Genomic DNA, 22,606 nt, shown 5'->3' on the forward strand with positions numbered 1-22,606 from the left:
TGCTAACCACGCGAGAACTGAGACTTCCAAGACGGGATTTGTGACTTATGACCTCGGAAACCAAAAGCGCCGACATTCAGCTGATTCAGCGCATATTGCCGCATCGCTATCCGTTTCTACTGGTCGACAAGGTGGTTGATATCGAAGGCTATCAATCTGCCATAGGCATCAAGAATGTCACCATGAACGAGCCTCATTTTCAGGGCCATTTCCCCGGTACTCCGATCATGCCAGGTGTCACCATCGTCGAAGCGATGGCGCAAACGGCCGGCGTCATGCTGGGTGTCGGCATGGATGTGATCGACACGGAACTGCTGATCTACTTCATGAGCATCGACAAGTGCAAATTCCGCCGCAAGGTTGTGCCCGGCGATGTTCTGGAGATGCATGTGGAAACCCTGCGTGGCAAGAAAGGCGGAAAGCTGTTCAAGTTCAATGGCCGGGCTACCGTCGATGGAGAAGTCGCCGCCGAAGCCGAGTTCTCGGCCTATGTTGATTGGGACATGGAAAAAACGGCATGAGCGGTGTTCATCCCAGCGCAATCATAGAAGAGGGCGCTCAGATCGGGCAGGGCTGTTCGATCGGCCCGTTCTGCTATGTCGGGCCTCAGGTGCGTTTGGGCGACCGGGTCGAGTTGAAATCGCATGTGGTTGTCACGGGTGACACTTCGGTCGGTGGAGATACGGTCATCTTCAACTTCTCGGTCATCGGTGAGATCCCTCAAGATTTAAAATTCGGGGGTGAAAACACGCGGCTGGAAATCGGCCAGCGCAACAGGATTCGGGAACATGTGACGATCAACACCGGCACCGATGGCGGTGGTGGCGTGACGCGTATCGGTGATGATTGCCTGCTGATGGCGGGCGTGCATGTGGCCCATGACGTTCAGATGGGCGATCGGGTGATCATGGTAAATCACGCGGGCGCGGCCGGTCACTGTGTCATTGAGGATGATGTGATAATCGGCGGGATCTCGGGCCTGCATCAATGGGTGCGGGTTGGTCGCGGCGCCATCATCGGCGCGCTGACCATGGTGCCGAACGACGTCATTCCCTACGGTTTGGTCCAGGCCCCGCGCGGGGAACTGGACGGGCTCAACCTGGTTGGCCTGAAACGGCGCGGCGTATCACGCGAGGATATCTCGGCGCTGCGGGCTGCGTTCAAGGAACTGACCGGTGGAGAGGGGACGTTTCAGGAACGTGCCCATCGGGCAGGTGAAGGCACCAACAGCGAATATGTCCGGCGCATTGTCGAGTTTGTCACCGGTGACACGGATCGTTCTTTCCTGACACCAAGGAAGTAAGCGCATGCTGGCATTGATCGCAGGCACAGGTGTCTTGCCGGATGAGGTCGTCGCCGCTTTGCCAGAGCGCCCGTTGATCTGTGCGATGGAAGGGTTTGAGCCGGATACGCTAGGACCAGACATCGTGTTTCCGCTCGAACAGCTAGGCAGCTTTATCGCTGAGTTGAAAGCGCGCGGTGTGACCGAGCTTTGCATGGCCGGGGCAGTTCGGCGACCGCGGGTTGATCCCGCGCGCATTGATGCGGCGACCTTGCCATTGGTTCCGATCTTGCAAAAGGCGATGACCTCTGGCGACGACGGGGCGTTGCGCGCGGTCATTGGTATCTTTGAGGATGCGGGCCTGTCGGTCAAAGCCGCTCATGAGATAGCACCGGACTTATTGCCGTCTGTGGGCTGCCTGACCGAGGCGCAACCATCTGACGCCGATTTGGTCGATGCAGACCGGGCGGCCGGTGTTCTACGTGCCATGGGCAGCGCCGATATCGGGCAGGCTTGCGCCGTGTCCAAAGGGCAGGCTTTGGCTGTCGAAAGCATTTTTGGCACCGCCTGGATGTTGCAATCCTTGACCCAACGTCCGGATGCAGGTGGTGGCGTTCTGTTCAAAGCGCCAAAGCCAGCTCAGGATCGGCGGGTGGATTTGCCTGCAATAGGCCCCGAAACCGTGGCCAGCGCCGTGGCAGCCGGATTGACCGGTATTGTCATCGAAAAGGGCGGTGTCATGGTATTGCAGCGCGACCGGGTGATCGCCGAATGCAACCGTCTGGGCCTTTTCCTGTTCGTCCGTGAAAGGGCGGTCTGATGCGCGTCTTTCTGGTCGCCGGTGAACCTTCGGGTGACCGGTTGGGCGGTGCGCTGATGGAAGGGTTGAAGACCCTTGTTCCAAACGTTGAATTCAGTGGAGTTGGCGGGCCACTGATGGAGGCACAGGGCCTGAACAGTCAGTTCCCGATGTCCGAGCTCAGCGTTATGGGCCTTGTCGAGGTCCTGCCCAAGTTCTTTCACCTAAAGCGCCGGATCGCTGAAACCGCGCAGGCGGTTTTGGACACGCAGCCGGATGTGCTGATCACCATCGACAGTCCGGACTTCTCATTGCGTGTGGCCAAGATCGTCAAAGCCTCCAGCGACATTCGCACCGTTCACTACGTAGCCCCAAGCGTCTGGGCGTGGCGTCCGGGGCGGGCGAATAAAATGGCCAAGGTGATTGATCACGTTCTGGCGTTGCTGCCATTTGAGCCGCCCTATATGGAACGCGCGGGGATGGAATGTGATTTCGTTGGCCATCCCGTGGTGAACGAACCGCTTGTCTCTGATCAGGACATCCAGAAATTTCGTGCGGATCATGATCTGGGCAATGCGCCAATCGTGCTGGCGTTGCCAGGCTCCCGGAGAGGGGAGGTCGAACGGTTGGCCCCGATCTTCGGTGCGGCACTGGATGAGTTCCTGAAAGATCGCGCCGACACCCGCGTCGTGGTTCCGGCGGTTGCGCATATGGTCGATATGGTTTCGGACCACATCAACGACTGGCCTGGTCACCCGGTTGTTGTCGATCCGCGCAAACTGCCCTCGGACGAAGCGCAGAGCCAGAAAAGAGCAGCCTTTGCCGCCGCCGATCTGGCATTGGCGGCCTCGGGTACGGTCTCGTTGGAATTGGCAGCGCAGGCGACGCCCATGGTGATCGCTTACAACCTGAACTGGCTGACCACGCAGATCGCCAAACGTATGGTGAAGCTGGATACGGTCACTCTGGTCAATCTGGTCTCGGACAGCCATGCCGTGCCCGAATGCCTGCTTGAGGATTGTGATCCAACGAAGATCGCGGATTCGTTAAAGCAAGTGGCCGGCGCACCGGATGCTCAGAACCGGGCCATGGCAACGACCATGGAGCGTCTTGGGCGCGGTGGCGAGGCACCGGGTCTGCGCGCAGCAAGGGCCGTTTTGGACAGAATGAACGCGTGATGCTGGATCATGTGATCTTTGCTGCTTCGGCCTTTGCGGCGCAGATATTGACCAATCTCGACAATCTTGCCGCGTTAGTTGCGCTGATGATGGTATCTGGTCCACGTCGCGCCATTGCAGGGTTCCTGTTTGCGCAGATTATCGTGATCACCATCGCTTTCCTACTGGCATTGGGGGTCGATGACGTGGTGCCGCACTGGGCGGGCTATTTGGGATTGATCCCTTTGGGGCTTGGCATCATCGGAATACTCCGTCAAATCCGGGGGGAGGAGATGCAGCAGGCTGTGCGCTTATCTGCAGGTGCTTCGACCTTGGTGACCATGCTGCTGTTTGTCAGTATGTCGATGGACACGTTTGCGGTTCTCGCGCCGCTCTTGGCGGATTCCACCCCAAGCTATCGCTTTGCCGGGGTTGCTGGGGCCATAGCAGCGGCGCTGACCCTGGGTGTGCTCGCACTATTGGGCGCTCGCGCGCCAATCATGACCGGAGGCTTGGCGCAACGGCTTGAGACGCTCGTACCTTACGTGATGATCTGCGCCGGGATCTACATCCTCAGCAACTCGTGGACTGACGCGATTTAGTAACCGCGCCAGATCCAGCCACCGCCAAAGATACGGCTGCCCTCATTCGCATAGAACACACAGGCCTGACCCGGAGAGATCCCTTCCTCGGGCGTCAGCAGCTCCACCTCGGCGGTCGTGTCGGACAGGGGGCGAATAATCGCCTCGCGCGGGGGTCGGGTCGAGCGGACTTTGACCGACAAATGCCATTCGCTGCGCGCGGTGAAGGGCTCATCCCCCAACCAGTTGATTTCACGCACTGGAATAGTTCGGGTGGCCAGCATTTCTTTGGGGCCGACGACAACCTGTTTCTTGTCCACATCCAGCTTGACCACATAAAGCGGCTCACTCAGGCCGCCAATGCCCAGGCCGCGGCGTTGGCCGATCGTATAGTGAATAACGCCATTGTGTCGCGCCAGAACGCGGCCATCGGCATGCACGATCTCACCCGGTTCCGCAGCACCCGGGCGCAGTTTCTCGATCACGCTGGCATAGTCGCCATTGGGCACAAAACAGATATCCTGACTGTCGGGTTTGTCCGCCACGGCCAGCCCGTACTGCGCCGCCATTTCGCGGGTCGCATCCTTCGAAGGCAGGTGCCCCAGAGGGAAGCGCAGGAAATCCAGCTGCTCGGGCGTGGTCGAAAACAGGAAATAGGACTGGTCGCGGTTCGCATCCTCGGCGCTGTGCAGTTCCGGGCCACTAGGGCCCATCATGCGCTGAATATAGTGCCCAGTGGCCATGCAATCGGCTTCAAGGTCTTTGGCAGTTTCCAAAAGGTCCTTAAATTTCACCCGCTCATTGCAGCGGATACAGGGCACTGGGGTCGCGCCTGCCAGATAGCTGTCGGCGAATTCATCAATCACCGCGTCTTTGAAGATGTTCTCGTAGTCCAGAACGTAATGCGGGAAACCACGCTCTTCGGCCACGCGCCGCGCGTCATGAATGTCGATCCCGGCACAGCACGCGCCTTTTTTGGCCAGCGCCGCGCCATGGTCATAAAGCTGTAGTGTCACACCGACCACGTCATAGCCTTGGTCCGCCAGATAGGCAGCAACGACCGAGCTGTCGACACCACCGGACATGGCAACAACCACCCGCGTTTCCGAGGGCGGTTTGGCAAAGCCAAGCGAATTGAGTTGGGTCTCGGCGGCGAGGGCCATGGCGATTCCGTTCGGATTAAGAAAGACCGGCAGAATATAGGAAAATTCTACACACTCTCAAGGGGCGGTTTCACGCGGCATTAAGTAGGCTGATGTCAGCTTTGTCGCAGCAGGAAAAGGGTAGAAAGATGTATTTGCACAAAGTTGAAGGGCCGCGATCTGTTACCTTGCCGGATGGCTCGGTTCTGTCGCGCGCAGATCTTCCACCCGCTGACACACGACGCTGGGTCGCGTCTCGCAAAATCATTGTTGTGCGTGGCGTTCTTTACGGCCTGATCACTCTGTCGGACGCCAAGAAACGATATGGCATCAGCGATGAAGAGTTCAACACATGGGTATCTGCCGTCGCCGAACACGGAATCGAGGCATTGAAAGTAACAGCCCTAAAAAAATATCGACAACCTAAAGATGAAAGTGAATAAATGATTCAACGGTAACGTCAGATTAACCATTTTTGATCAGGTTTGAATTGAATTGAAGTTTTATGACCTGAATTGGAGCAGTGAAATGAGAATACTTCTTGTCGAGGATGATCCAACCACATCCAAAAGCATCGAATTGATGCTGACGCATGCAAACTTGAATGTATATGCGACGGATTTGGGGGAAGAAGGGATCGATCTGGCAAAACTCTATGATTACGATCTCATTTTGCTGGACCTGAACCTGCCGGACATGAACGGGCATGAAGTACTGCGCCAATTGCGGATCGCGCGGGTGGAAACTCCGATCCTGATCCTATCTGGGGCTGACGATACGGAAAGCAAGATCAAGGGCTTTGGATTTGGCGCGGATGACTATCTGACCAAGCCGTTCCATCGCGAAGAACTGGTTGCCCGTATCCATGCGATTATCCGACGTTCGAAAGGGCATTCACAATCGGTGATCCATACCGGGCGCGTTGCTGTTAACCTGGATGCCAAGACGGTTGAGGTTGATGGCCAGACTGTTCACCTGACTGGCAAGGAATATCAGATGCTGGAGCTGTTGAGCCTGCGTAAGGGCACAACCCTGACAAAAGAGATGTTCCTGAACCACCTTTATGGCGGCATGGATGAGCCAGAACTGAAAATCATCGATGTGTTTATCTGCAAGTTGCGCAAGAAACTCAGCAATGCAACCGGTGGCGACAACTATATCGAAACGGTTTGGGGCCGCGGCTATGTGCTGCGTGATCCGCAATCCGACAGCATGGACGATACCCGTATCGCAGTCGGCGCCTGACATCCGAACACTTGTGCCGCCGTTGGTCCAGGGCGGCACCCACACTCACGGCTCAGCACGTCTGGACCTAGCCATGGCCTCGCCCTATCACTGATGTCCAAGAAGACGTGACAGGGCGAGGCCATGAGCAACTCCATTCCAACAGAAGACCTGACCGAAGATCAGGCCCGTGGCGAGCTTGCACGGCTGGCCGAGGTGCTCGTACGGGCCAATCAATTGTATCACGGCGCAGATGCACCCGAGATATCAGACGCGGAATACGATGCGCTGAAACGGCGGAATGCCGAAATCGAGTCGCGGTTCCCACATCTCAAGCGTGCCGATAGCCCCAGTGATCAGGTCGGCGCCCGCGCGGCAGACGGGTTTTCTAAGGTCACCCATGCGGTGCGCATGATGTCGCTTGGCAATGCGTTCGACGATGAGGATGTGGCCGACTTTGACCGGTCGATCCGAAAATACCTCGGGCTGGATGACGATGCGCAGCTTGCGTATACGGCGGAACCGAAGATCGACGGTCTGTCCCTTTCGTTACGCTACGAAAACGGTAAGCTGGTTCAGGCGGCCACACGCGGTGATGGTGAGGTAGGTGAAAACGTTACGGCCAACGCCCGAACGCTGACTGATGTTCCCCAAACCATCGAAGACGCGCCTGCGATTCTTGAAGTTCGGGGTGAGGTCTACATGTCGCACGCAGATTTTGATGCGCTCAACCTGCGTCAAACCGAAATCGGCGGGAAAACCTTTGCCAATCCCCGAAATGCCGCCGCCGGATCATTGAGACAGCTGGATTCGGAAATCACGCGCGCCCGTCCGCTGCGGTTCTTTGCTTATGCCTGGGGTGAATTATCAGAACCGCTTTCTGACACTCAGAAGGGCGCGATTGACCGCTTGAAAGGCTTTGGTTTCTCAACGAATAATCTGACCCGCGAATGCAAAACCACGGATGAGATCCTGGCCCAGTACCGACAAATCGAAGCACAGCGCGCCACGCTGGGCTATGATATCGACGGTGTCGTCTACAAGGTCAACGATCTGGCGCTGCAGGCGCGATTGGGATTCCGGTCAACCACGCCCCGCTGGGCGATTGCCCACAAATTTCCTGCTGAACTGGCCTGGACCCGGCTTGAAGCGATTGACATTCAGGTTGGTCGGACCGGCGCGCTTAGCCCGGTTGCACGATTGCATCCGGTTACGGTGGGCGGCGTCGTTGTCTCAAACGCCACATTGCATAACGAAGATTATATCGCGGGCCGTGACGCTAAGGGCGGTGAAATCCGCGATGGCAAGGATATTCGGGTCGGTGATTGGGTGCAGGTGTACCGTGCCGGCGATGTGATCCCCAAGATCGCAGATGTCGACATTTCCAAACGCCCAGATGACGCAGTGCCTTTCGATTTTCCAACGCGGTGCCCCGAATGCGGCAGCGAGGCAATCAGGGAAGAAGGCGATGCGGTTCGGCGCTGCACAGGTGGCTTGATCTGCCCTGCGCAAGCTGTTGAGAAGCTTAAGCATTTCGTTTCGCGTAAGGCCTTTGACATTGAGGGTCTGGGCGCAAAGCAGATTGAGATGTTTTATGACGACCTTGAATTGCCGATCAAAACGCCAGTCGACATCTTCACGCTGCAACAGCGCGATGCGGGCAATCTGACCAAACTGGCCAACCGCAAAGGGTGGGGCGCGCAAAGTGCGGGCAACCTGTGGGCCGCAATAGATGAAAAACGCAATATCGGGTTCGGGCGTTTGCTGTTCGCTTTGGGCATTCGCCACATGGGGGAGGCCGCGTCGAACCTGATTGCTACTCACTATGGCAGTTGGGCCGAATTCGAAACCGCCGTGACCGCAGCGGCCGCCTTCGAAGGGCCAGAATGGGAGGACCTGCTGGGTATCGACGGAGTGGGCGAAGTCATGGCCCGCGCGCTGGTTTCAGCCTTTGCGCAACAAGCGGAACGAGCCAGCATCGATGATCTTGTCGCCCAGTTGCAGGTAGAGGAGGCAAAGCGCCCGGATACAACAGGCAGCCCGGTTGCGGGTAAAACCGTCGTCTTCACCGGAACGTTGGAAAAGATGACCCGTGCCGAAGCCAAAGCCCGGGCTGAGGCGTTGGGTGCTAAGGTATCTGGTTCGGTCAGCAAGAAAACCGATCTGCTTGTCGCTGGTCCAGGTGCCGGGTCCAAGGCCAAGAAAGCCGCTGAGCTGGGGATCGAAACACTGGATGAGGATGGCTGGCTACAGCTGATTGACGGCGCATGAGTGGACGGCCCGAACAGCTGTTCCCGTTGTTTGCCGGGTTGGAAACACTGGAGGGTGTCGGCCCAAAAACGGCGCAGGCTATGGTGCAAAGCGGGATCGAAAGCCCGCGCGATGTGCTGTTTGGCTTGCCTTACGCGGTGATTGACCGGCGCAGGCGCGATACCATTCAAGGCGTTGATTTGCCAACGACTTTGACAGTTGAGGTAACCGTTGGCGTGCACAGACCACCGCGCAACAAAGGTGGTGCGTATTGGATTCATGTCGAAGACAGTCAAGCCGATTTTCAGCTCGTGTTTTTTCACGCGCGGGGCGATTATCTGAAAAAACTGCTGCCGCAGGGATCGCGCCGCGTGATCTCGGGCAAATTGGAGCTGTTTGATGGTATGGCGCAGATGGTCCATCCCGATCATATGCTGCCGGTTGAGCAGGCGCAGGATATCCCGGAATTCGAACCGGTGTATCACCTGACCCATGGCGTCACCCAAAAGACGGCCTTCAAAGCCGCCCGCAGTGCTTTGACGCGCGCGCCAGACCTGGCGGAATGGATCGATCTGGCCCAGGTGGCACGACAGAAGTGGTCAGGTTGGAAGGGGGCCGTCGAGGCGGCCCATAACCCGCAGGGCGCAGATGATGTGGCGGCGTTTTCATCCGCACGAGAGCGTCTGGCCTATGATGAGCTTCTGGCCCATCAGTTGACGCTGGCTTTGGCGCGCCAGATCGAGCGTAAAGCGCGGGGTATCGTCAGCGCTGGAACCGGCGCGTTGCAATCGAGGGTCTTGGGTAGCCTGCCTTATCGCCCAACCAAGGCACAGACCCGCGCCATCGAAGAGATTTCTGTTGATATGGCCTCTGATGCGCGGATGAACCGTCTGTTGCAGGGCGATGTGGGGGCCGGGAAAACACTGGTCGCCTTCATGGCGCTACTGATTGCGGTCGAAGCTGGCGGGCAGGGCGTGATGATGGCCCCGACCGAGATCTTGGCGCGGCAGCATCTGGAAGGATTGCGCCCCCTGGCTGAAGAGGCCGGCGTGGTGCTGGAAATCCTGACAGGGCGCGACAAAGGGGCCGAGAGGCGGGCGAAGCTGGCAGCCCTGAAAGCTGGGGATATTCAGATTCTGGTTGGCACACATGCGGTGTTCCAGAGCGATGTGGAGTTTCACGCGCTGCGTCTTGCCATCGTTGACGAACAGCACCGGTTTGGCGTGCGCCAGCGGATGGAATTGTCAGAAAAGGGGCAGGGTGCGGATGTGCTGGTGATGACGGCCACTCCGATTCCACGCAGTCTTGCACTGGCGCAATATGGCGACATGGATGTCTCGGTTCTGGATGAAAAGCCGCCCGGTCGGAAGCCAATCAAGACAGCCATTGTCAGCACGGACCGTATGGATGAGGTTGTCTCGCATTTACGTCGTGCGATTGATGAGGGGCGGCAGTGCTACTGGGTCTGTCCTTTGGTGGACGAATCCGAAGTATCGGACCTGACCGCTGCAGAAGAAAGGTTCAAACGCCTGCGTGCTATTCTAGGTGAAGGAGTTGTCGGTCTTGTTCACGGCCAGATGCCGCCAGCCGAGAAAGACGCGGCCATGGCAGCTTTTCAGAGCGGTGACACCAAAGTTCTGGTGGCCACGACCGTCATCGAAGTTGGTGTAAACGTGCCAAATGCCACGATCATGGTGATCGAACGGGCCGAGATCTTCGGGCTGGCACAATTACACCAATTGCGGGGACGCATTGGTCGAGGTGATGCGGAGTCAACATGTTTGTTGATGTATCAACCGCCGCTCAGCGAAGGGGGGCGCAAACGATTAGAAGTGCTACGAGAAACCGAGGATGGCTTTCGTATCTCGGAAACCGATCTGCAAATGCGCGGCGCGGGCGACCTGATCGGGACCGCGCAGTCAGGATTGCCAAAGTTTCGCATTGCCGATCTCGAACGGCAGGCCGGGTTGATGGCGGTGGCGCAATCAGATGCCCGTGCGCTGCTGAACCAAGACCCGAAACTGACCTCGGAGCGGGGTAAGGCCGCGCGTGTTCTGTTATGGCTGATGAAACAGGATCAGGCGATCCGTTTGATTTCAGTGGGTTAGGTAAATAATCCCTTAAAGTTCACAAATGTTCTTAAAAAGTTCTTTACTGACTTGAGGAAATATGAGAACAAAAGGTCAACAAAGGATTAAATCTTCGACCGGAGGTGACCCAATGCTGACCCAGATCAAGACCGCGTTTAGCCGTTCGCACACGACCATCCTGCAGGATGTCGCGGGGGTTGTGTCCTTGGTTGTCATGCTGATGGTTGCCCTTCACCTTCCCGTTGGTTTCTAAGCCTTTCTGCCTGCGATCTCGTGCCGATCAACCCGCGCCTGTCATCCCCATTACGATCAAGGGTGACCTGCCTGTCCCAAACCCCTTGAAGGGGCCATGCCTCGGCCCCGCGCGGCGTTCCGGACCCCACGCGAGACACGCATAGACTGCCGCCGCCCTTTCCGCCCGGAAGGAGCGGCGGTTTTTTTTATAGCTGACCAGTTTTCATGATTTCCAGCATGGCCGATAAAACCGAATTGACGGCGACTGAGGCTAGGATCATGCCCATCACGCGACTGATGATGGCAGCCCCGGAATGACCGATCAGACGAATGATCGGCTCGGCCAGCAACATGAGAATAAATGCGATCACGAGCACAGACAGCATGACTAAGGCCGTGATGCCCTGATCTGCTGCGCTGTAGCGGTTGTTGTCGGTCAGAATGACGATCGCCAGCATCGCGCCAGGCGAGGCGAGTGACGGCACCGCCAACGGAAAGATCGCTGGGTTGTGCTTATGGGTTTTATCGTCTTTGTCATCTTCGGCTGCGCGTTGTTCGATATCCTGCTTGCTTTCACCAAAGATCATGGTCAGCGCGAACAAGAACAGGATGATGCCGCCAGCGACCTGAAACGAGTTCAACCCAATATCTAGCGCTTCGATCAGCAATTGGCCGAAGATCAGGAAGAACAGCAGGACCCCGGCGCTGATCACTGCGGCCAGAATGGCGACCCGTCTGCGGGCCGATGCCGCAAGACCTGCAGTCACTGCGATGAAAACCGGGATCGTACCGATCGGGTCGATCACGACCCATAGGGTTACAAAATGCTCTAGTAAATTGTCCACATCGAACCCCTCTAACCAGTTGTTGGCGAGGTTAGACGGGAAAGTGTGGAAAAGCTACGCTCAGGCGCAGTTGGCCTGTTCGGCAAGTGCTATGGCTTCGGCCGTGGCGTCCAGACACAGCAGGATCGAGGCGTGACGGTTTTTGTACTCGCGCGCCGGCATCAGAACCTCAAGCCCGTCAAACGGTGCATCCGGAACCGGGCCGTCCTTTTTCAACATCGCTGCAAGCTGATCCCGCGCTGTTTCGATCTGCGCGCGCGTCGCGCCGATCACCGCGTCACCCACAATAGAAGCCGAAGCCTGACCCAATGCGCAGGCTTTGACATCCTGCCCAAACGCACTGACGCAACCATCCTGCATTTTTACATCCACGGATACCGTTGATCCGCACAGAGGTGAGCGCTTTTTCACCGATGCATCGGGGTTATCCAGCCGTTCGAGATGGGGGATATCTGCGGCCAGCGCAAGAATTCTTGCCGAGTACAGCTTTATCAGATCGTTTTCGCCACTCATGGCTTTCCCTCGTTGCGTGTTCCCCATACATAGTGGCCAGCCCTTGGGATGCAAAAGGTTTTTCTGATGACTGATCCAATTGTGTTTGACCCCGCAACCTTGAAATATAATGAGGCGGGGCTGGTTCCAGCCATCGCACAAGACCATGCATCAGGCGAGGTTCTGATGATGGCTTGGATGAACGCGCAAGCGATTGAACGCACCTTGGAAACAGGTCGGGTTACCTATTGGTCAAGGTCGCGGCAATCCTTCTGGATAAAGGGTGAGTCTTCGGGGCATACGCAGGCGTTGATCGATTTCCGCGTTGATTGTGACCGGGATTGCCTGCTGGTGCTGGTCGATCAGAAAGGTCCTGCCTGTCACACGAACCGGCGCAGCTGTTTCTATACCGCCATCCGGGACGGGGATGAGACCGAGTTGATGAAACCGATGGAATAAGGGCCAGGGCGGTCTGCCTTGGGTGCGCGTATGCCTGATTCTAGTCAGCGTGGTCAAAGACCAACCATCGCGCGGATGTCTTCGGGGCTTGCACCGTCGGATCTGTATTTCGATATCGCGCGGGCATCGTCTCGTTTCGCCAAGCGCTTGCCTGCGTCGTCACGGATCAAATCGTGGTGGAAGTATTCGGGGACTGGCAGCTCCAGAAGGGCCTGTAGCAGGACATGGATGCGCGTGGCGTCAAACAGATCCTGACCGCGCACAACCCGCGTGATGCCCTGTGCTGCATCATCCAGAACGACGGACAGATGGTACGACGTCCCCATGCCTCGCCGGGCGAGGACAACGTCACCGATCGTTGTGATCAACTCTTCCGGCGTAAACTTGACCGTTCCGGTTTCGCCCTTGGGGCCTGTGCCATGTTCGGTGAACTGTCCGGCTAAGGCGTCACTGTTAAAAACGTGTTGCGCCGCTTTGGGCATATCCAGGCGCAGCGCTTCGTTTTGTGGGCGGGGTGTATCTTCTGATTTTGGTACGCGGTGCCTACATGTGCCCGGATAGATCACGCCATCAGGGCCCAATAGCGGTGCGCCTTCCTGCGGGGCGCTGACCGCTGCAGCAATATCTTTGCGGTTGCAGCTGCACGGAAACAGAAAGCCGCGCTGCCAGAGTTCATCCAGCGCTGCATCGTAGATTGCCCGACGCTCGGATTGGCACATGACGGGTTTGGGCCAATGCAGGCCAAGCCATGTGAGGTCATCATAAATCTGTTCTTCCCAGTGCGGGCGCGATCTGGATTGATCGATATCTTCGATCCGCAACAGGAATTCACCACCTTCAGACGCCGCCATGTCGTGCGCCAGCAACGCCGAATAGGCGTGCCCCAGATGCAAAGGACCCGTCGGAGATGGTGCAAAGCGCGTGGTGAATGTCACGTTTTTTCTAGCACATACACGTCGGAGTTCATGTCCAGACCCGGCAAATGAGGACCGTGTTGACGGAACAACAGTCGTGCAGCGCCCATATCCAACCAGTCGTTCAGCCGCGCTGTATACGTGTGATCCGCAAGTGTGTGATCGTTGAAGGAAAACGACAGCATTCCACCTTTGGGCAGCGCGTGCATCAGCATATCCAGCGTTTCAGGCGGGGCTGCACCTGCTCCGATGACACCGATGGCCGTGATCGCAGTATAAGCTTCATTGGTAAGCGGCGCAGGATCGGTGATCTCAAAGCTGGACAGTGTTCTGTAGACGCCTTTGGTTTTTGCAACTGCCAGCATGTTGGCGGTTGGGTCCATGCCGTCGATGACTGCGAAACCGGCATTTCGCAACGCGACCCCTGACAGACCGGTGCCGCAACCATAGTCCAGAACCGGCATCTGAGATTCGGGCTTTTGCGACCAGAGCGCCTGAGCCACGCGATCCGGTGTAGCATAACCTTGCTCGGCCACTTCGGCCTCATAAGTTGCGGCCCATTTTTGGTAGTGGGCCTCAGTCTGTTCGGGGGTTTCCAGATCGTAGGTGCTTTTGAAGAATTCGTCGCTCATATGCCGATGGTAGGCTGAACCTCTACGCTTCGTCCAGTCAGCAAGCGGCTAACCAGTTGTTCCATTCCGTTTTGGCGCGATCTGTGTAGGCTTTGTAACGGTCCTTGCGTCCCCGACGACCGCCTTTCAGGCCGTCGACCGGACGGAACAGGCCGAAATTCACATTCATCGGCTGAAAGGTCTTTGCCTCAGCCCCGCCCGTGATGTGGTGGATCAAAGCGCCCATCGCACTGTCTTGCGGCACCTCGGGCAGCGAGTGCCCCAGAATTTCTGCTGCGGCCAGGCGTCCGGCCAGCAGACCCATTGCAGCGCTTTCAACATAGCCTTCGACCCCGGTGATCTGACCGGCAAAGCGGATGTTCGGTTTCGACTTTAGCCGCATCTGTGCGTCCAGCAGGGTGGGCGAGTTTATGAACGTGTTCCGATGGATACCGCCCAAGCGCGCGAAGCTGGCGTTTTCCAGGCCAGGGATCATGCGGAACACCTCGGTCTGCGCGCCGTATTTCATCTTAGTCTGGAAGCCCACAATATTGAACAGCGTGCCAAGAGCATTGTCGCGGCGCAGTTGCACAACGGCGTGCGGTTTCACATCCGGTTGATGCGGGTTGGTCAGGCCAACGGGTTTCATCGGACCATGACGCAGGGTTTCGCGTCCGCGCTCCGACATCACCTCGATTGGCAAACAGCCGTCGAAATACCCTGCGGTTTCGCCTTCGTGGAACTCGGTTTTGTCGGCGGCCAGCAGGGCATCGATAAAGGTTTCGTACTGATCGCGGTCCATGGGGCAGTTCAGATAAGCCGTCCGCTCTTCCTCGGTCTCGCCTTTGTCATAGCGGGACTGCATCCAAGCTTTGCTCATGTCGATACTGTCGGCATAGACAATCGGCGCGATCGCATCGAAGAATGCCAGCGCCTCAGCCCCGGTTTCAGCCCGGATCGCTTCTCCCAGAGCGGGCGAGGTCAAAGGACCCGTGGCAAAGATCCAATGCCCATCATCGGGCAGGGTCGTGACCTCTTCGTCGGTGACGCTCACCCGGGGATGGGTGCGCAGCTTGGCGGTGACGTCTTCGGCAAACGGATCGCGGTCAACCGCCAGTGCACCGCCAGCGGGCAGGCGGTGCGCGTCAGCCGTGGTCATAATCAGCCCGTTCGCGGCGCGCATCTCCCAATGCAGCAGACCAACGGCGTTTTGTTCATCATCGTCAGAGCGAAAAGAGTTTGAGCACACCATTTCGGCAAGGTTGCCTGTCTGGTGCGCAAAGGTGCCGATAGTGGGGCGCATTTCATGGATAACTACATCCACGCCCATCTCTGCGGCTTGCCATGCGGCCTCGGACCCGGCCATGCCGCCGCCCACGATATGCAAAACTTGTGTCATGCGCTGCCACATAGGGCAGGGGGCAAGTGGACGCAACTCACCCGTAGGAATGTAGCGCTTATTTTACGGGAGGTCTTGGGGTCGCCGCTGCGGGAATGTCAACGCCGGTGAGAGAAACCAGCTTGGAGGGACCTTCCGCCCACGGCGACCCAAAAGTATGTCCGAGGCCTTAGCCTCGTCTCAGCTTTGCCACAGTGCTGCCCTTTTGAAAAGTGCAAAAATGAAAACAGTGGCAAAAAATATACCTGACAATTGCGTTATTGGGTCCAATTCGGGGGGCGTTTCTCGATAAAGGCGGAAATGCCTTCTTCGGTATCCCGATGCAGCATATTCTGCGCCATTACCTCTCCGGTATAGGAATAGGCCTGATCCAGCGGCATCTGAAGCTGTTGATAAAACGCTTCTTTCCCGATTTTCACCGCACTTCCCAACTTGCTGGCCAGCTGCTCGGCGAGCGAAATTGTTTCGTGTTCCAGCAGCATTTCAGGGACCACGCGATTGACCAAGCCGAGTTCCGCTGCGCGTTCGGCGGTGATGAAATCACCAGTTGTCAGCATCTCAAAGGCCAGTTTTCTGGGGATGTTGCGGCTAAGTGCGACCATGGGCGTCGAACAGAACAGCCCAATATTCACACCATTCACACCAAAACGTGTGCCTTCAGCCGCAACGGCCAGATCGCAGGTCGCCACTAACTGACATCCCGCCGCTGTCGCAATGCCGTGCACTTGCGCGACAACGGGCTGCGGGAGGGACTGGATTGACATCATCATCTTGGCACAGCGATTGAACAGATCCTGAAAGTAAGCTTTGCCGCCATCCTCGGATTGCCGGCCTGCTGTCATCTGTTTCAGATCATGCCCGGCGCAGAAGGCTTTGCCCGCACCCGACAGGGTAATGGCGCGGATCGATCTGTCCTCGCGCAGTTTGTCGAACTCAGCTTGCAGGGCCGCCAGCATCTCATCGCTCAGGGCGTTCAACCGATCCGGCGCATTCAATCGAAGCTGCGCGACCGCGCCAGTGTCGTTACGTTCCAAAATTGCCATCTTGCCCTCCTGCTGGCTGTTGGGCCAACTCTAGGGCGCAAGATACAGGAGGGGAAGCATGGGATTGGCGCTGAACAAAGACGAACTGTCACAATACCTGGCCGAGGTATTCCCACAGGTCCATAAGGACTTCGTGGTCGAGGCGCTGGATGAAGACAGCATCACCATGCGCCTTGTTGTGGCAGATCGTCACTTGCGCCCCGGTGGTACAGTGTCTGGCCCTTCGATGTTCGGGCTGGCGGATGTCTGTGTCTACGCCATGGTGCTGGCGCGCAAAGGTCGCCAGTCGCTTGCCGTAACCACCAACAGTTCGCTGGATTTTCTGCGAAAACCGGAAGGCGGCAAAGATCTGGTTGCAACTTGTCGGTTGCTGAAACTTGGGCGCAGCCTGGCTGTCGGGGATGTGCTGATCTACTCCGAAGGCTCAGATCAGCCGGTTGCTCGGGCCAGTATGACCTATTCCCTTCCACCGGCGGGGTCGGCTGCGGCCAAGTTTGGATAAAAAAGGCCGGGGATAAACCCCGGCCCAGGAAGAGGTCCCAAAATGGGACTGGGGATCAATCAGAGCTGCCAGAAATGGCGGCTTACCTCACGTTTGGCCTGCATTGGGGTCAGACCAACATCCTCAAGAAGCCTGTCATCCAGATAGCTCAGGTTAATGCGACTGCGACGACGGCGTTCCCATTGAGTGACCGCCGCCGCAAACCGCACGGCCAGCGCGGCGATCAGCGGCAACCGGGGGCTGTCGTTCAGCAGCAAGAGGGCGGGGTTGTGCATTGTGCGTGTCATCTCAGTATTCCTTTCCCATTGTATTGACACAAAGCATTGATGTTCGATATGTGTACTTGATACATTCAAGATTGTGTCAAACGCAAAGGAAGAATTGTAATGGATACAATTTGGCCAAACACGCTGCCAAAGTCCAAGGGGCCAAAGTATACTCTGGTTGCCGACACAATACGAAAAGCTATTGATAACAAAACTTTAGATATCGGCACCAAACTGCCACCGGTGCGGGAACTGGCGTATCGATTGCAAATTACACCCGGCACTGTCGCGCGCGCTTATACGATTCTCACAGATGAGGGGTTGCTACAAGCCGAGGTCGGACGTGGTACATTCGTAGCCCCGCCAAAATCTCCGATTCTGGATGATGTCTGGTCCCGGCAGCTTCATCTGGCCGAGGCGCAGAACACCCACCATGTCAGCCTGTTCAGCCCCAGGCTGGTGGATATGGGGCAGGTGTCTTTGATCCGAGAGTGCTTGCAGAAAGTCTCTCAATCCGATCCCGCATTATTCATGAACTACCCCACACGCGATGCGTATCAGCCGATGCGACAGGCTGTGGTTGATTGGCTGTCGGATCTTCCGCTGGGCCCGCTGAACGATGATGACATTGTCCTGACCCATGGGGGGCAGAATGGGCTATGCTTGGTGTTTCAAACCATCCTGCAAGGGCCCAAGCCGGTCGTTTTGGTCGAGGACCTGTCTTACGCCGGTTTCCGTCGTGCCGGAGAGTTGATGCGCGCCGAGGTGGTCGGCATCAGAATGGACAAATGGGGTATCGATCCCGGCGCAATGGAACATGTTCTGCGCCAAACCCCGGCGCAGGCGGTGTGCGTGTCACCCGAAGTTCAAAATCCAACCGCAACGCACACGCCTTTGGAAAGGCGCAAAGAAATCGTTGAGATCGCGCGGAAATTTGATGTCCAGATCGTTGAGGATGATTGCTATCGAATGGGGGATGCCAAAGAACCCAGTTTCCGCGCCCTTGCGCCTGAGCGTGGGTGGCACGTGTCTTCGATCTCGAAGATTCTGACCCCAGCCCTGCGGGTTGGCTTTGCCATCGCTCCGCGTGAACGCAGCGTGGGTTTGCGCCGGTCTGCCGAATATGGGTATTTTGGCTTGGCTCAGCCCTTGGCCGAGTTAACCCGCCTGCTTCTGTCTGACCCTAGAACGCGTCAGATTGCACAAGACGTACGTAGTAGGATGACGGAATATGTTCACATCACGGTAAACGCTCTGGGTGGGTTTGATCTGAACTGGGCCCCCGATGTCCCGTTTGTTTGGCTGAACCTGCCGTCGGGTTGGCGCGCTGCTGCATTCAGCCGCGCGGCTGAGCGAGAGGGGATACAGTTGCGGTCTGCGGATGAATTCGCATTGCGGGATGGTCGTGCACCAAATGCGGTGCGCATTGCCATGAACGGGCATGTCTCGCTGCAACGATTTGAAGACGCCATGATGCGCCTGCGGTCTTTGCTGGACAATCCACCGGAACAGATCTCGGTCTAAGGTGAATAGGTTAGTACATATTCCCCAATTGCGCGGCGGCGGGTTTGTAATTGACCCAATGACAGAAGCCGATTTCGAGCCGCTCTATGCTGCCGCTAGCGACCCTGTGATCTGGGCCGGTCACCCGGCAAGGACGAGGCATAAAAGAGATGTCTTTGGCCCGTATTTTGAGTTCCTGCTTTCGACAGAAGGTGCTGTGACAATCCGCGACGTCGGTGGTCGGGTCGTGGGATGTTCAAAATACTACAAACCACCCGAGGTTCCCGGGGGGATCGCGATTGGGTATAGTTTTCTGACTGTGGATCATTGGGGCGGCGCCAGTAATCGGGCGGTAAAGGCGCTGATGCTTGATTATGCCTTTCAGGATTGGGACCAAGTCTGGTTTCATATCGACCCTTCCAATATTCGATCGCAAAAAGCGACAGCAAAACTAGGGGCACGACACGTGGATAACCAATCACTTGACTTGGGGAACGGTCCTACGATGTGGATGCGCTGGGTTTTGCTGAAAGATGTGTGGAGTAATATGGGGTAAAATAATACCTATTTTTTAAAGCATTGTTATCTAACAAGTAAATCTATCTTTGCGCGCTTGACCTGCATGCTTTCACCCCATAAAACCCGTCCATCGAATTCGGGCCGCTCTGTATTAGGGCGGTCTTTCACATCAAACAGGACTATCCTGCCATGAAAACCTTTTCTGCAACACCTGCAGACATCGACAAGAAATGGATCCTGATCGACGCCGAGGGCGTTGTTCTGGGCCGTCTCGCCTCGATCGTCGCCATGCGCCTGCGTGGCAAGCACAAAGCGTCGTTCACCCCGAACATGGACATGGGCGACAATGTCATCGTGATCAACGCTGACAAAATCCAGATGACCGGCAAGAAGCGCGAAGAAAACTTCTACTGGCACACTGGCCACCCGGGCGGCATCAAGTCGCGCACCAAGCAGCAGATCCTTGAGGGTGCACACCCCGAGCGCGTCGTGACCCAAGCGGTCAAGCGCATGCTGCCGGGCAACCGTCTGGCGCGCCAGCAGATGACCAACCTGCGCGTTTATGCCGGTGCCGAGCATCCCCACGAGGCGCAAGCGCCCGAAGTTCTGGACGTGAAGTCCATGAACAAGAAAAACACCCGGAGCTAATGACCGATGGCTGATCAGATCAATACTCTCGAAGAGCTGAGCGCCGTCGCAGGCGTTGAAACCGTGGCCGAAGAAGTCATCGTGCGCGAACCCGTGCGTGACGAGCTGGGCCGCTCCTACGCCACCGGCAAGCGTAAAGACGCTGTTGCCCGCGTTTGGATCAAGCCGGGCTCCGGCAAAGTCACCGTAAACGGCAAGGACCAGGACAAGTACTTCGCACGTCCCGTTCTGCAGCTGATCCTGCGCCAGCCGTTCCAGGTTGCCGGTGTGGAAGGTGAATTCGACGTTGTCGCAACCGTCAAAGGCGGTGGCCTGACCGGTCAGGCCGGTGCGGTCAAGCACGGCATCTCGAAAGCGCTGCAGCTTTATGATCCGAACCTGCGTGGCGCCCTGAAAGCCGCTGGCTTCTTGACCCGCGACAGCCGCGTTGTGGAACGTAAGAAATACGGTAAGCGCAAAGCCCGCCGTTCGTTCCAGTTCTCGAAGCGTTAATCACCAACTGCTTCCAGATTTCAAATCGGGCGTCTGCAATCGCAGGCGCCCTTTTTTTTGTGCTGATAGGCAACAATGCGCTGCCTGTCTCAAATTTTGAAACCAGCGCTGCCAATTCGTGTAAACCTGATCTCGAAGAGTACAGACTGTTAGAAGACCGTAGTTTCCTTTCAAAGCGGTGGCCTAAGGTTGTCGCGTAGTTCGAGGCACCCATGGACACGGCAGAGCTTGACGAAATTATTGAACAGGCGATCGGGATCAGTCAGGACCGGCATCAATTGTGGGTCAATCTCATCTCGCGGCTGAAGTGTAGATCTGTTTGTGAGGTTGGGGTCTGGAAAGGCCAGTTTGCCGAAACCCTGCTGACACAGGTCGCTCAAATTGAACACTACACCCTGATCGATCCATGGCGGAATCTGCCGGACTGGAACAAGCCTGCCAACAAAACCGATATCGAGTTCGAAGAAATCCGAAACGAAGCGCTCAGACGGGTCAGCCCGTTTCTGGACAAGGTGACTGAAATTCGCGACACAACACGCAACGCACAGTCGCAGATACCAGACTGCTCGCTGGACTTGGCGTATATCGACGGCGATCACACCTTGCGTGGGATCACCATTGATCTTCATGCGATGCTACCGAAGATCCGCAAGGATGGGTTCATTGGCGGCGATGATTTCACCAAGACGATCTGGCAGCATAGCCAAGAATACAGCCCCAGCGAGGTTTTTCCCTATGCCATTTATTTCTGCGAGGCGCAGGGGCTTCCGATCTATACGCTTCCGTTCAACCAGTTTCTGATCGTCAATGCCCAGACGGGATTTCGCGTCATCGATCACGGTGGGTATGCAACTCTGACGCCAGCTCAGATCTATGCCCGGCCCAGAGCGCAGAAATTGCGGAAAAGACTAAAGAAATTGCTTAGGGCCTGAGAGTGCGAAAGGGGCCGCAGCCCCTTTCATTGGATGGCCTACTCCTCGTAGACGAGGTTCCAGGCTCCGTTTTCCACCACATTCACAAAGACCGTATCGGCGCCCTGATGATCATCCGCGCTGTACGAGATGTGGTTGCCGACCAGCTCATCCGTGTAGTCCAGCGATTCCATCGCGGCGATAAAGCTATCGTGGGTCAGGTCTGGGCCGGCGGCCTCTAGCGCTTTGACCATCATCTCAGCGGCGGAATAGCCCAGCATTGCAAAGCCAACCGGGTCTTCGCCTGTGGCGGCCTTGTATTCCTCGATAAACGCGGCAGGGACGGGTTCATCCGCGCGCGCCCATAGGTCCTGCCAGGATGCTGCGGCGTAGAACCCATCGGTCACACCACCCGGAACCTGTGCCACAACGGTCAGGAAGCTGGCCGATGTACCCAGGAATTTCATATCCGTCAGGCCCATCTTCTTGGCAGTCCCAACAACGGTGATAGCCTGACGCACCCCAAGCGCTATGGTGACGATGTCACAGCCATCTTCCTTAAGTTTGCTCAACGAGCCGACAAAATCCGTTTCATCCGGTTTGTGCGTGGTTTCCGAAGCAAATGAGATACCTGCCTCTTCCGCGCCCGATTTGCTACCTTCCAGTATTTCTTCACCAAAATCGGTTGGCAGATACATAGTGCAAACAGCCTGCGACCCGAACTCGCCGGCGAGGTATTTCACGCCAACCCGCGCCTGGTCGTAATAGGTTGAGAACGACGTGAACTTGTTCCTGACCGGCTCTTGCAGCATTTGCCGTGCAGCGGTCAGGGGGGCAACGTTGGGAATGCCTTTCGGGTCCAGCAGTTTAAACCCGGCTAGGTTCATGGGCGTGCCCAGCGATTGCAGCATGGCGAATACCTTGTCGCGGTTCAGCAGCTTGTTATAGCCCTGCATCGCGCGCGGCATCTGATAGCCGTTGTCTTCGACCACATAGCGGATCGTGCGACCATGCACGCCGCCTGCCGCATTGACCCGGTCAAAGACCACATTCGCGCCCTTGGTCGCCGGAACGCCCACGGCGGCGAAAATACCGCTGAGGTCATTGACCGCACCGATCACGATCTCATCATCGGTCACACCCTGCGTTTGTGCCCAACCCATCGTGGCTGACGCTGTCAAAGCCGCAGCGACCGTTAGCCGGTTTATCAGCTTGCTCATAGTTCTCCTCCCGTTTCGTGCTT

Annotated in this window: 25 protein-coding genes and 1 pseudogene; 17 read left to right on the forward strand and 9 right to left on the reverse strand. The window is 57.0% G+C overall.

Features of this window, described 5'->3' with window-relative positions; all coding sequences use genetic code 11:
- Window positions 1-47: 47 nt before the first annotated feature.
- The 5 genes from fabZ to ACR0DH_RS11105 are packed head-to-tail and all read left to right on the forward strand — an operon-like array spanning window position 48 to window position 3,840.
- Window positions 48-521, forward strand: coding sequence for a 3-hydroxyacyl-ACP dehydratase FabZ (fabZ, locus tag ACR0DH_RS11085; RefSeq protein ID WP_480498222.1), 474 nt, complete (start codon window positions 48-50; stop codon window positions 519-521).
- Entirely contained in the window at window positions 518-1,303 is a 786-nt protein-coding gene (lpxA, locus tag ACR0DH_RS11090; protein WP_480549288.1) for an acyl-ACP--UDP-N-acetylglucosamine O-acyltransferase, read from the forward strand. Before fabZ ends, lpxA begins: the two co-directional genes overlap by 4 nt.
- A 4-nt stretch (window positions 1,304-1,307) precedes the next feature.
- Complete coding sequence (locus tag ACR0DH_RS11095) at window positions 1,308-2,102, forward strand: LpxI family protein (RefSeq protein WP_480549286.1); 795 nt, start codon at window positions 1,308-1,310, stop codon at window positions 2,100-2,102.
- Window positions 2,102-3,259 (forward strand): lipid-A-disaccharide synthase, encoded by a 1,158-nt coding sequence (lpxB, locus tag ACR0DH_RS11100; protein WP_480549284.1) that lies wholly within the window; start codon window positions 2,102-2,104, stop codon window positions 3,257-3,259. The genes ACR0DH_RS11095 and lpxB overlap by 1 nt, the downstream gene beginning before the upstream one ends.
- Window positions 3,259-3,840 (forward strand): cadmium resistance transporter, encoded by a 582-nt coding sequence (locus ACR0DH_RS11105; RefSeq protein ID WP_480549282.1) that lies wholly within the window; start codon window positions 3,259-3,261, stop codon window positions 3,838-3,840. Before lpxB ends, ACR0DH_RS11105 begins: the two co-directional genes overlap by 1 nt.
- Here ACR0DH_RS11105 and mnmA read toward each other — a convergent pair.
- Window positions 3,837-4,982 (reverse strand): tRNA 2-thiouridine(34) synthase MnmA, encoded by a 1,146-nt coding sequence (mnmA, locus tag ACR0DH_RS11110; protein WP_480549280.1) that lies wholly within the window; start codon window positions 4,980-4,982, stop codon window positions 3,837-3,839. The genes ACR0DH_RS11105 and mnmA overlap by 4 nt on opposite strands.
- A 128-nt stretch (window positions 4,983-5,110) precedes the next feature.
- Here mnmA and sciP point away from each other — a divergent pair, with 128 nt between their 5' ends.
- The 5 genes from sciP to ACR0DH_RS11135 all read left to right on the forward strand — a co-directional run bounded on the left by sciP (window position 5,111) and on the right by ACR0DH_RS11135 (window position 10,778).
- Window positions 5,111-5,404, forward strand: a complete 294-nt coding sequence (gene sciP / locus ACR0DH_RS11115; RefSeq protein WP_480541548.1) for a CtrA inhibitor SciP — start codon at window positions 5,111-5,113, stop codon at window positions 5,402-5,404.
- 85 nt (window positions 5,405-5,489) lie between these two features.
- Entirely contained in the window at window positions 5,490-6,206 is a 717-nt protein-coding gene (gene ctrA / locus ACR0DH_RS11120; RefSeq protein ID WP_480549277.1) for a response regulator transcription factor CtrA, read from the forward strand.
- Window positions 6,207-6,329: 123 nt separating this feature from the next.
- Window positions 6,330-8,456, forward strand: coding sequence for an NAD-dependent DNA ligase LigA (ligA, locus tag ACR0DH_RS11125; protein ID WP_480549275.1), 2,127 nt, complete (start codon window positions 6,330-6,332; stop codon window positions 8,454-8,456).
- Window positions 8,453-10,543 carry an ATP-dependent DNA helicase RecG gene (gene recG / locus ACR0DH_RS11130; RefSeq protein WP_480549274.1) on the forward strand — a complete coding sequence of 697 codons (2,091 nt, stop codon included), beginning with the start codon at window positions 8,453-8,455 and terminating at the stop codon, window positions 10,541-10,543. Before ligA ends, recG begins: the two co-directional genes overlap by 4 nt.
- Window positions 10,544-10,655: 112 nt before the next feature.
- Window positions 10,656-10,778 carry a hypothetical protein gene (locus ACR0DH_RS11135; protein WP_480549272.1) on the forward strand — a complete coding sequence of 41 codons (123 nt, stop codon included), beginning with the start codon at window positions 10,656-10,658 and terminating at the stop codon, window positions 10,776-10,778.
- Window positions 10,779-10,965: 187 nt separating this feature from the next.
- Here ACR0DH_RS11135 and ACR0DH_RS11140 read toward each other — a convergent pair whose 3' ends face one another.
- Together ACR0DH_RS11140 and ACR0DH_RS11145 are read right to left on the reverse strand one after the other, a co-directional pair.
- Complete coding sequence (locus ACR0DH_RS11140) at window positions 10,966-11,604, reverse strand: MarC family protein (RefSeq protein WP_480541541.1); 639 nt, start codon at window positions 11,602-11,604, stop codon at window positions 10,966-10,968.
- A gap of 60 nt (window positions 11,605-11,664) precedes the next feature.
- The gene (locus ACR0DH_RS11145; protein WP_480541539.1) at window positions 11,665-12,117 is read right to left on the reverse strand and encodes an iron-sulfur cluster assembly scaffold protein; all 453 of its coding nucleotides are present in this window, start codon (window positions 12,115-12,117) and stop codon (window positions 11,665-11,667) included.
- Window positions 12,118-12,165: 48 nt separating this feature from the next.
- Between ACR0DH_RS11145 and hisI the strand changes: the two genes are divergently transcribed.
- On the forward strand, window positions 12,166-12,555 hold the full coding sequence (gene hisI, locus ACR0DH_RS11150) for a phosphoribosyl-AMP cyclohydrolase (RefSeq protein ID WP_480549270.1): 390 nt from the start codon (window positions 12,166-12,168) through the stop codon (window positions 12,553-12,555).
- 53 nt (window positions 12,556-12,608) lie between these two features.
- On the opposite strand, the gene gluQRS is transcribed toward hisI, so the two are convergent.
- From gluQRS to ACR0DH_RS11170, 4 genes and pseudogenes are all read right to left on the reverse strand, one after another.
- The gene (gene gluQRS, locus ACR0DH_RS11155) at window positions 12,609-13,490 is read right to left on the reverse strand and encodes a tRNA glutamyl-Q(34) synthetase GluQRS (protein ID WP_480549268.1); all 882 of its coding nucleotides are present in this window, start codon (window positions 13,488-13,490) and stop codon (window positions 12,609-12,611) included.
- Window positions 13,487-14,101 carry a class I SAM-dependent DNA methyltransferase gene (locus ACR0DH_RS11160; protein ID WP_480549266.1) on the reverse strand — a complete coding sequence of 205 codons (615 nt, stop codon included), beginning with the start codon at window positions 14,099-14,101 and terminating at the stop codon, window positions 13,487-13,489. Before ACR0DH_RS11160 ends, gluQRS begins: the two co-directional genes overlap by 4 nt.
- A gap of 37 nt (window positions 14,102-14,138) precedes the next feature.
- Entirely contained in the window at window positions 14,139-15,479 is a 1,341-nt protein-coding gene (gene trmFO / locus ACR0DH_RS11165; protein WP_480549264.1) for a methylenetetrahydrofolate--tRNA-(uracil(54)-C(5))-methyltransferase (FADH(2)-oxidizing) TrmFO, read from the reverse strand.
- A gap of 257 nt (window positions 15,480-15,736) precedes the next feature.
- A pseudogene (locus ACR0DH_RS11170) lies at window positions 15,737-16,531 on the reverse strand (enoyl-CoA hydratase); the annotation flags it as partial.
- Between the two features lie 49 nt (window positions 16,532-16,580).
- On the opposite strand from ACR0DH_RS11170, the gene ACR0DH_RS11175 reads away from it, so the two are divergent.
- Window positions 16,581-17,024, forward strand: coding sequence for a PaaI family thioesterase (locus ACR0DH_RS11175; protein WP_480541529.1), 444 nt, complete (start codon window positions 16,581-16,583; stop codon window positions 17,022-17,024).
- A 59-nt stretch (window positions 17,025-17,083) separates the two neighbouring features.
- Here the strand turns inward: ACR0DH_RS11175 and ACR0DH_RS11180 are convergent, their stop codons facing one another.
- The gene (locus tag ACR0DH_RS11180) at window positions 17,084-17,311 is read right to left on the reverse strand and encodes a YjiS-like domain-containing protein (protein WP_170536815.1); all 228 of its coding nucleotides are present in this window, start codon (window positions 17,309-17,311) and stop codon (window positions 17,084-17,086) included.
- 99 nt (window positions 17,312-17,410) lie between these two features.
- On the opposite strand from ACR0DH_RS11180, the gene ACR0DH_RS11185 reads away from it, so the two are divergent.
- The 5 genes from ACR0DH_RS11185 (at window position 17,411) to ACR0DH_RS11205 (ending at window position 21,384) form a co-directional block, all read left to right on the forward strand.
- Entirely contained in the window at window positions 17,411-18,814 is a 1,404-nt protein-coding gene (locus ACR0DH_RS11185) for an aminotransferase-like domain-containing protein (RefSeq protein ID WP_480549262.1), read from the forward strand.
- A gap of 58 nt (window positions 18,815-18,872) precedes the next feature.
- Window positions 18,873-19,349 carry a GNAT family N-acetyltransferase gene (locus ACR0DH_RS11190; protein WP_480549260.1) on the forward strand — a complete coding sequence of 159 codons (477 nt, stop codon included), beginning with the start codon at window positions 18,873-18,875 and terminating at the stop codon, window positions 19,347-19,349.
- Window positions 19,350-19,501: 152 nt separating this feature from the next.
- A complete protein-coding gene (rplM, locus tag ACR0DH_RS11195) occupies window positions 19,502-19,960 on the forward strand; it encodes a 50S ribosomal protein L13 (RefSeq protein WP_039536983.1) in 459 nt (152 codons plus the stop codon).
- Window positions 19,961-19,966: 6 nt separating this feature from the next.
- On the forward strand, window positions 19,967-20,452 hold the full coding sequence (gene rpsI / locus ACR0DH_RS11200) for a 30S ribosomal protein S9 (RefSeq protein WP_010440030.1): 486 nt from the start codon (window positions 19,967-19,969) through the stop codon (window positions 20,450-20,452).
- A gap of 212 nt (window positions 20,453-20,664) precedes the next feature.
- Window positions 20,665-21,384 carry a class I SAM-dependent methyltransferase gene (locus tag ACR0DH_RS11205; protein ID WP_480549258.1) on the forward strand — a complete coding sequence of 240 codons (720 nt, stop codon included), beginning with the start codon at window positions 20,665-20,667 and terminating at the stop codon, window positions 21,382-21,384.
- 38 nt (window positions 21,385-21,422) lie between these two features.
- Here ACR0DH_RS11205 and ACR0DH_RS11210 read toward each other — a convergent pair whose 3' ends face one another.
- On the reverse strand, window positions 21,423-22,583 hold the full coding sequence (locus tag ACR0DH_RS11210) for an ABC transporter substrate-binding protein (RefSeq protein ID WP_170536808.1): 1,161 nt from the start codon (window positions 22,581-22,583) through the stop codon (window positions 21,423-21,425).
- Window positions 22,584-22,606: the final 23 nt, after the last annotated feature.

The sequence above is a fragment of the Ruegeria sp. I1 genome (genome assembly GCF_056532675.1).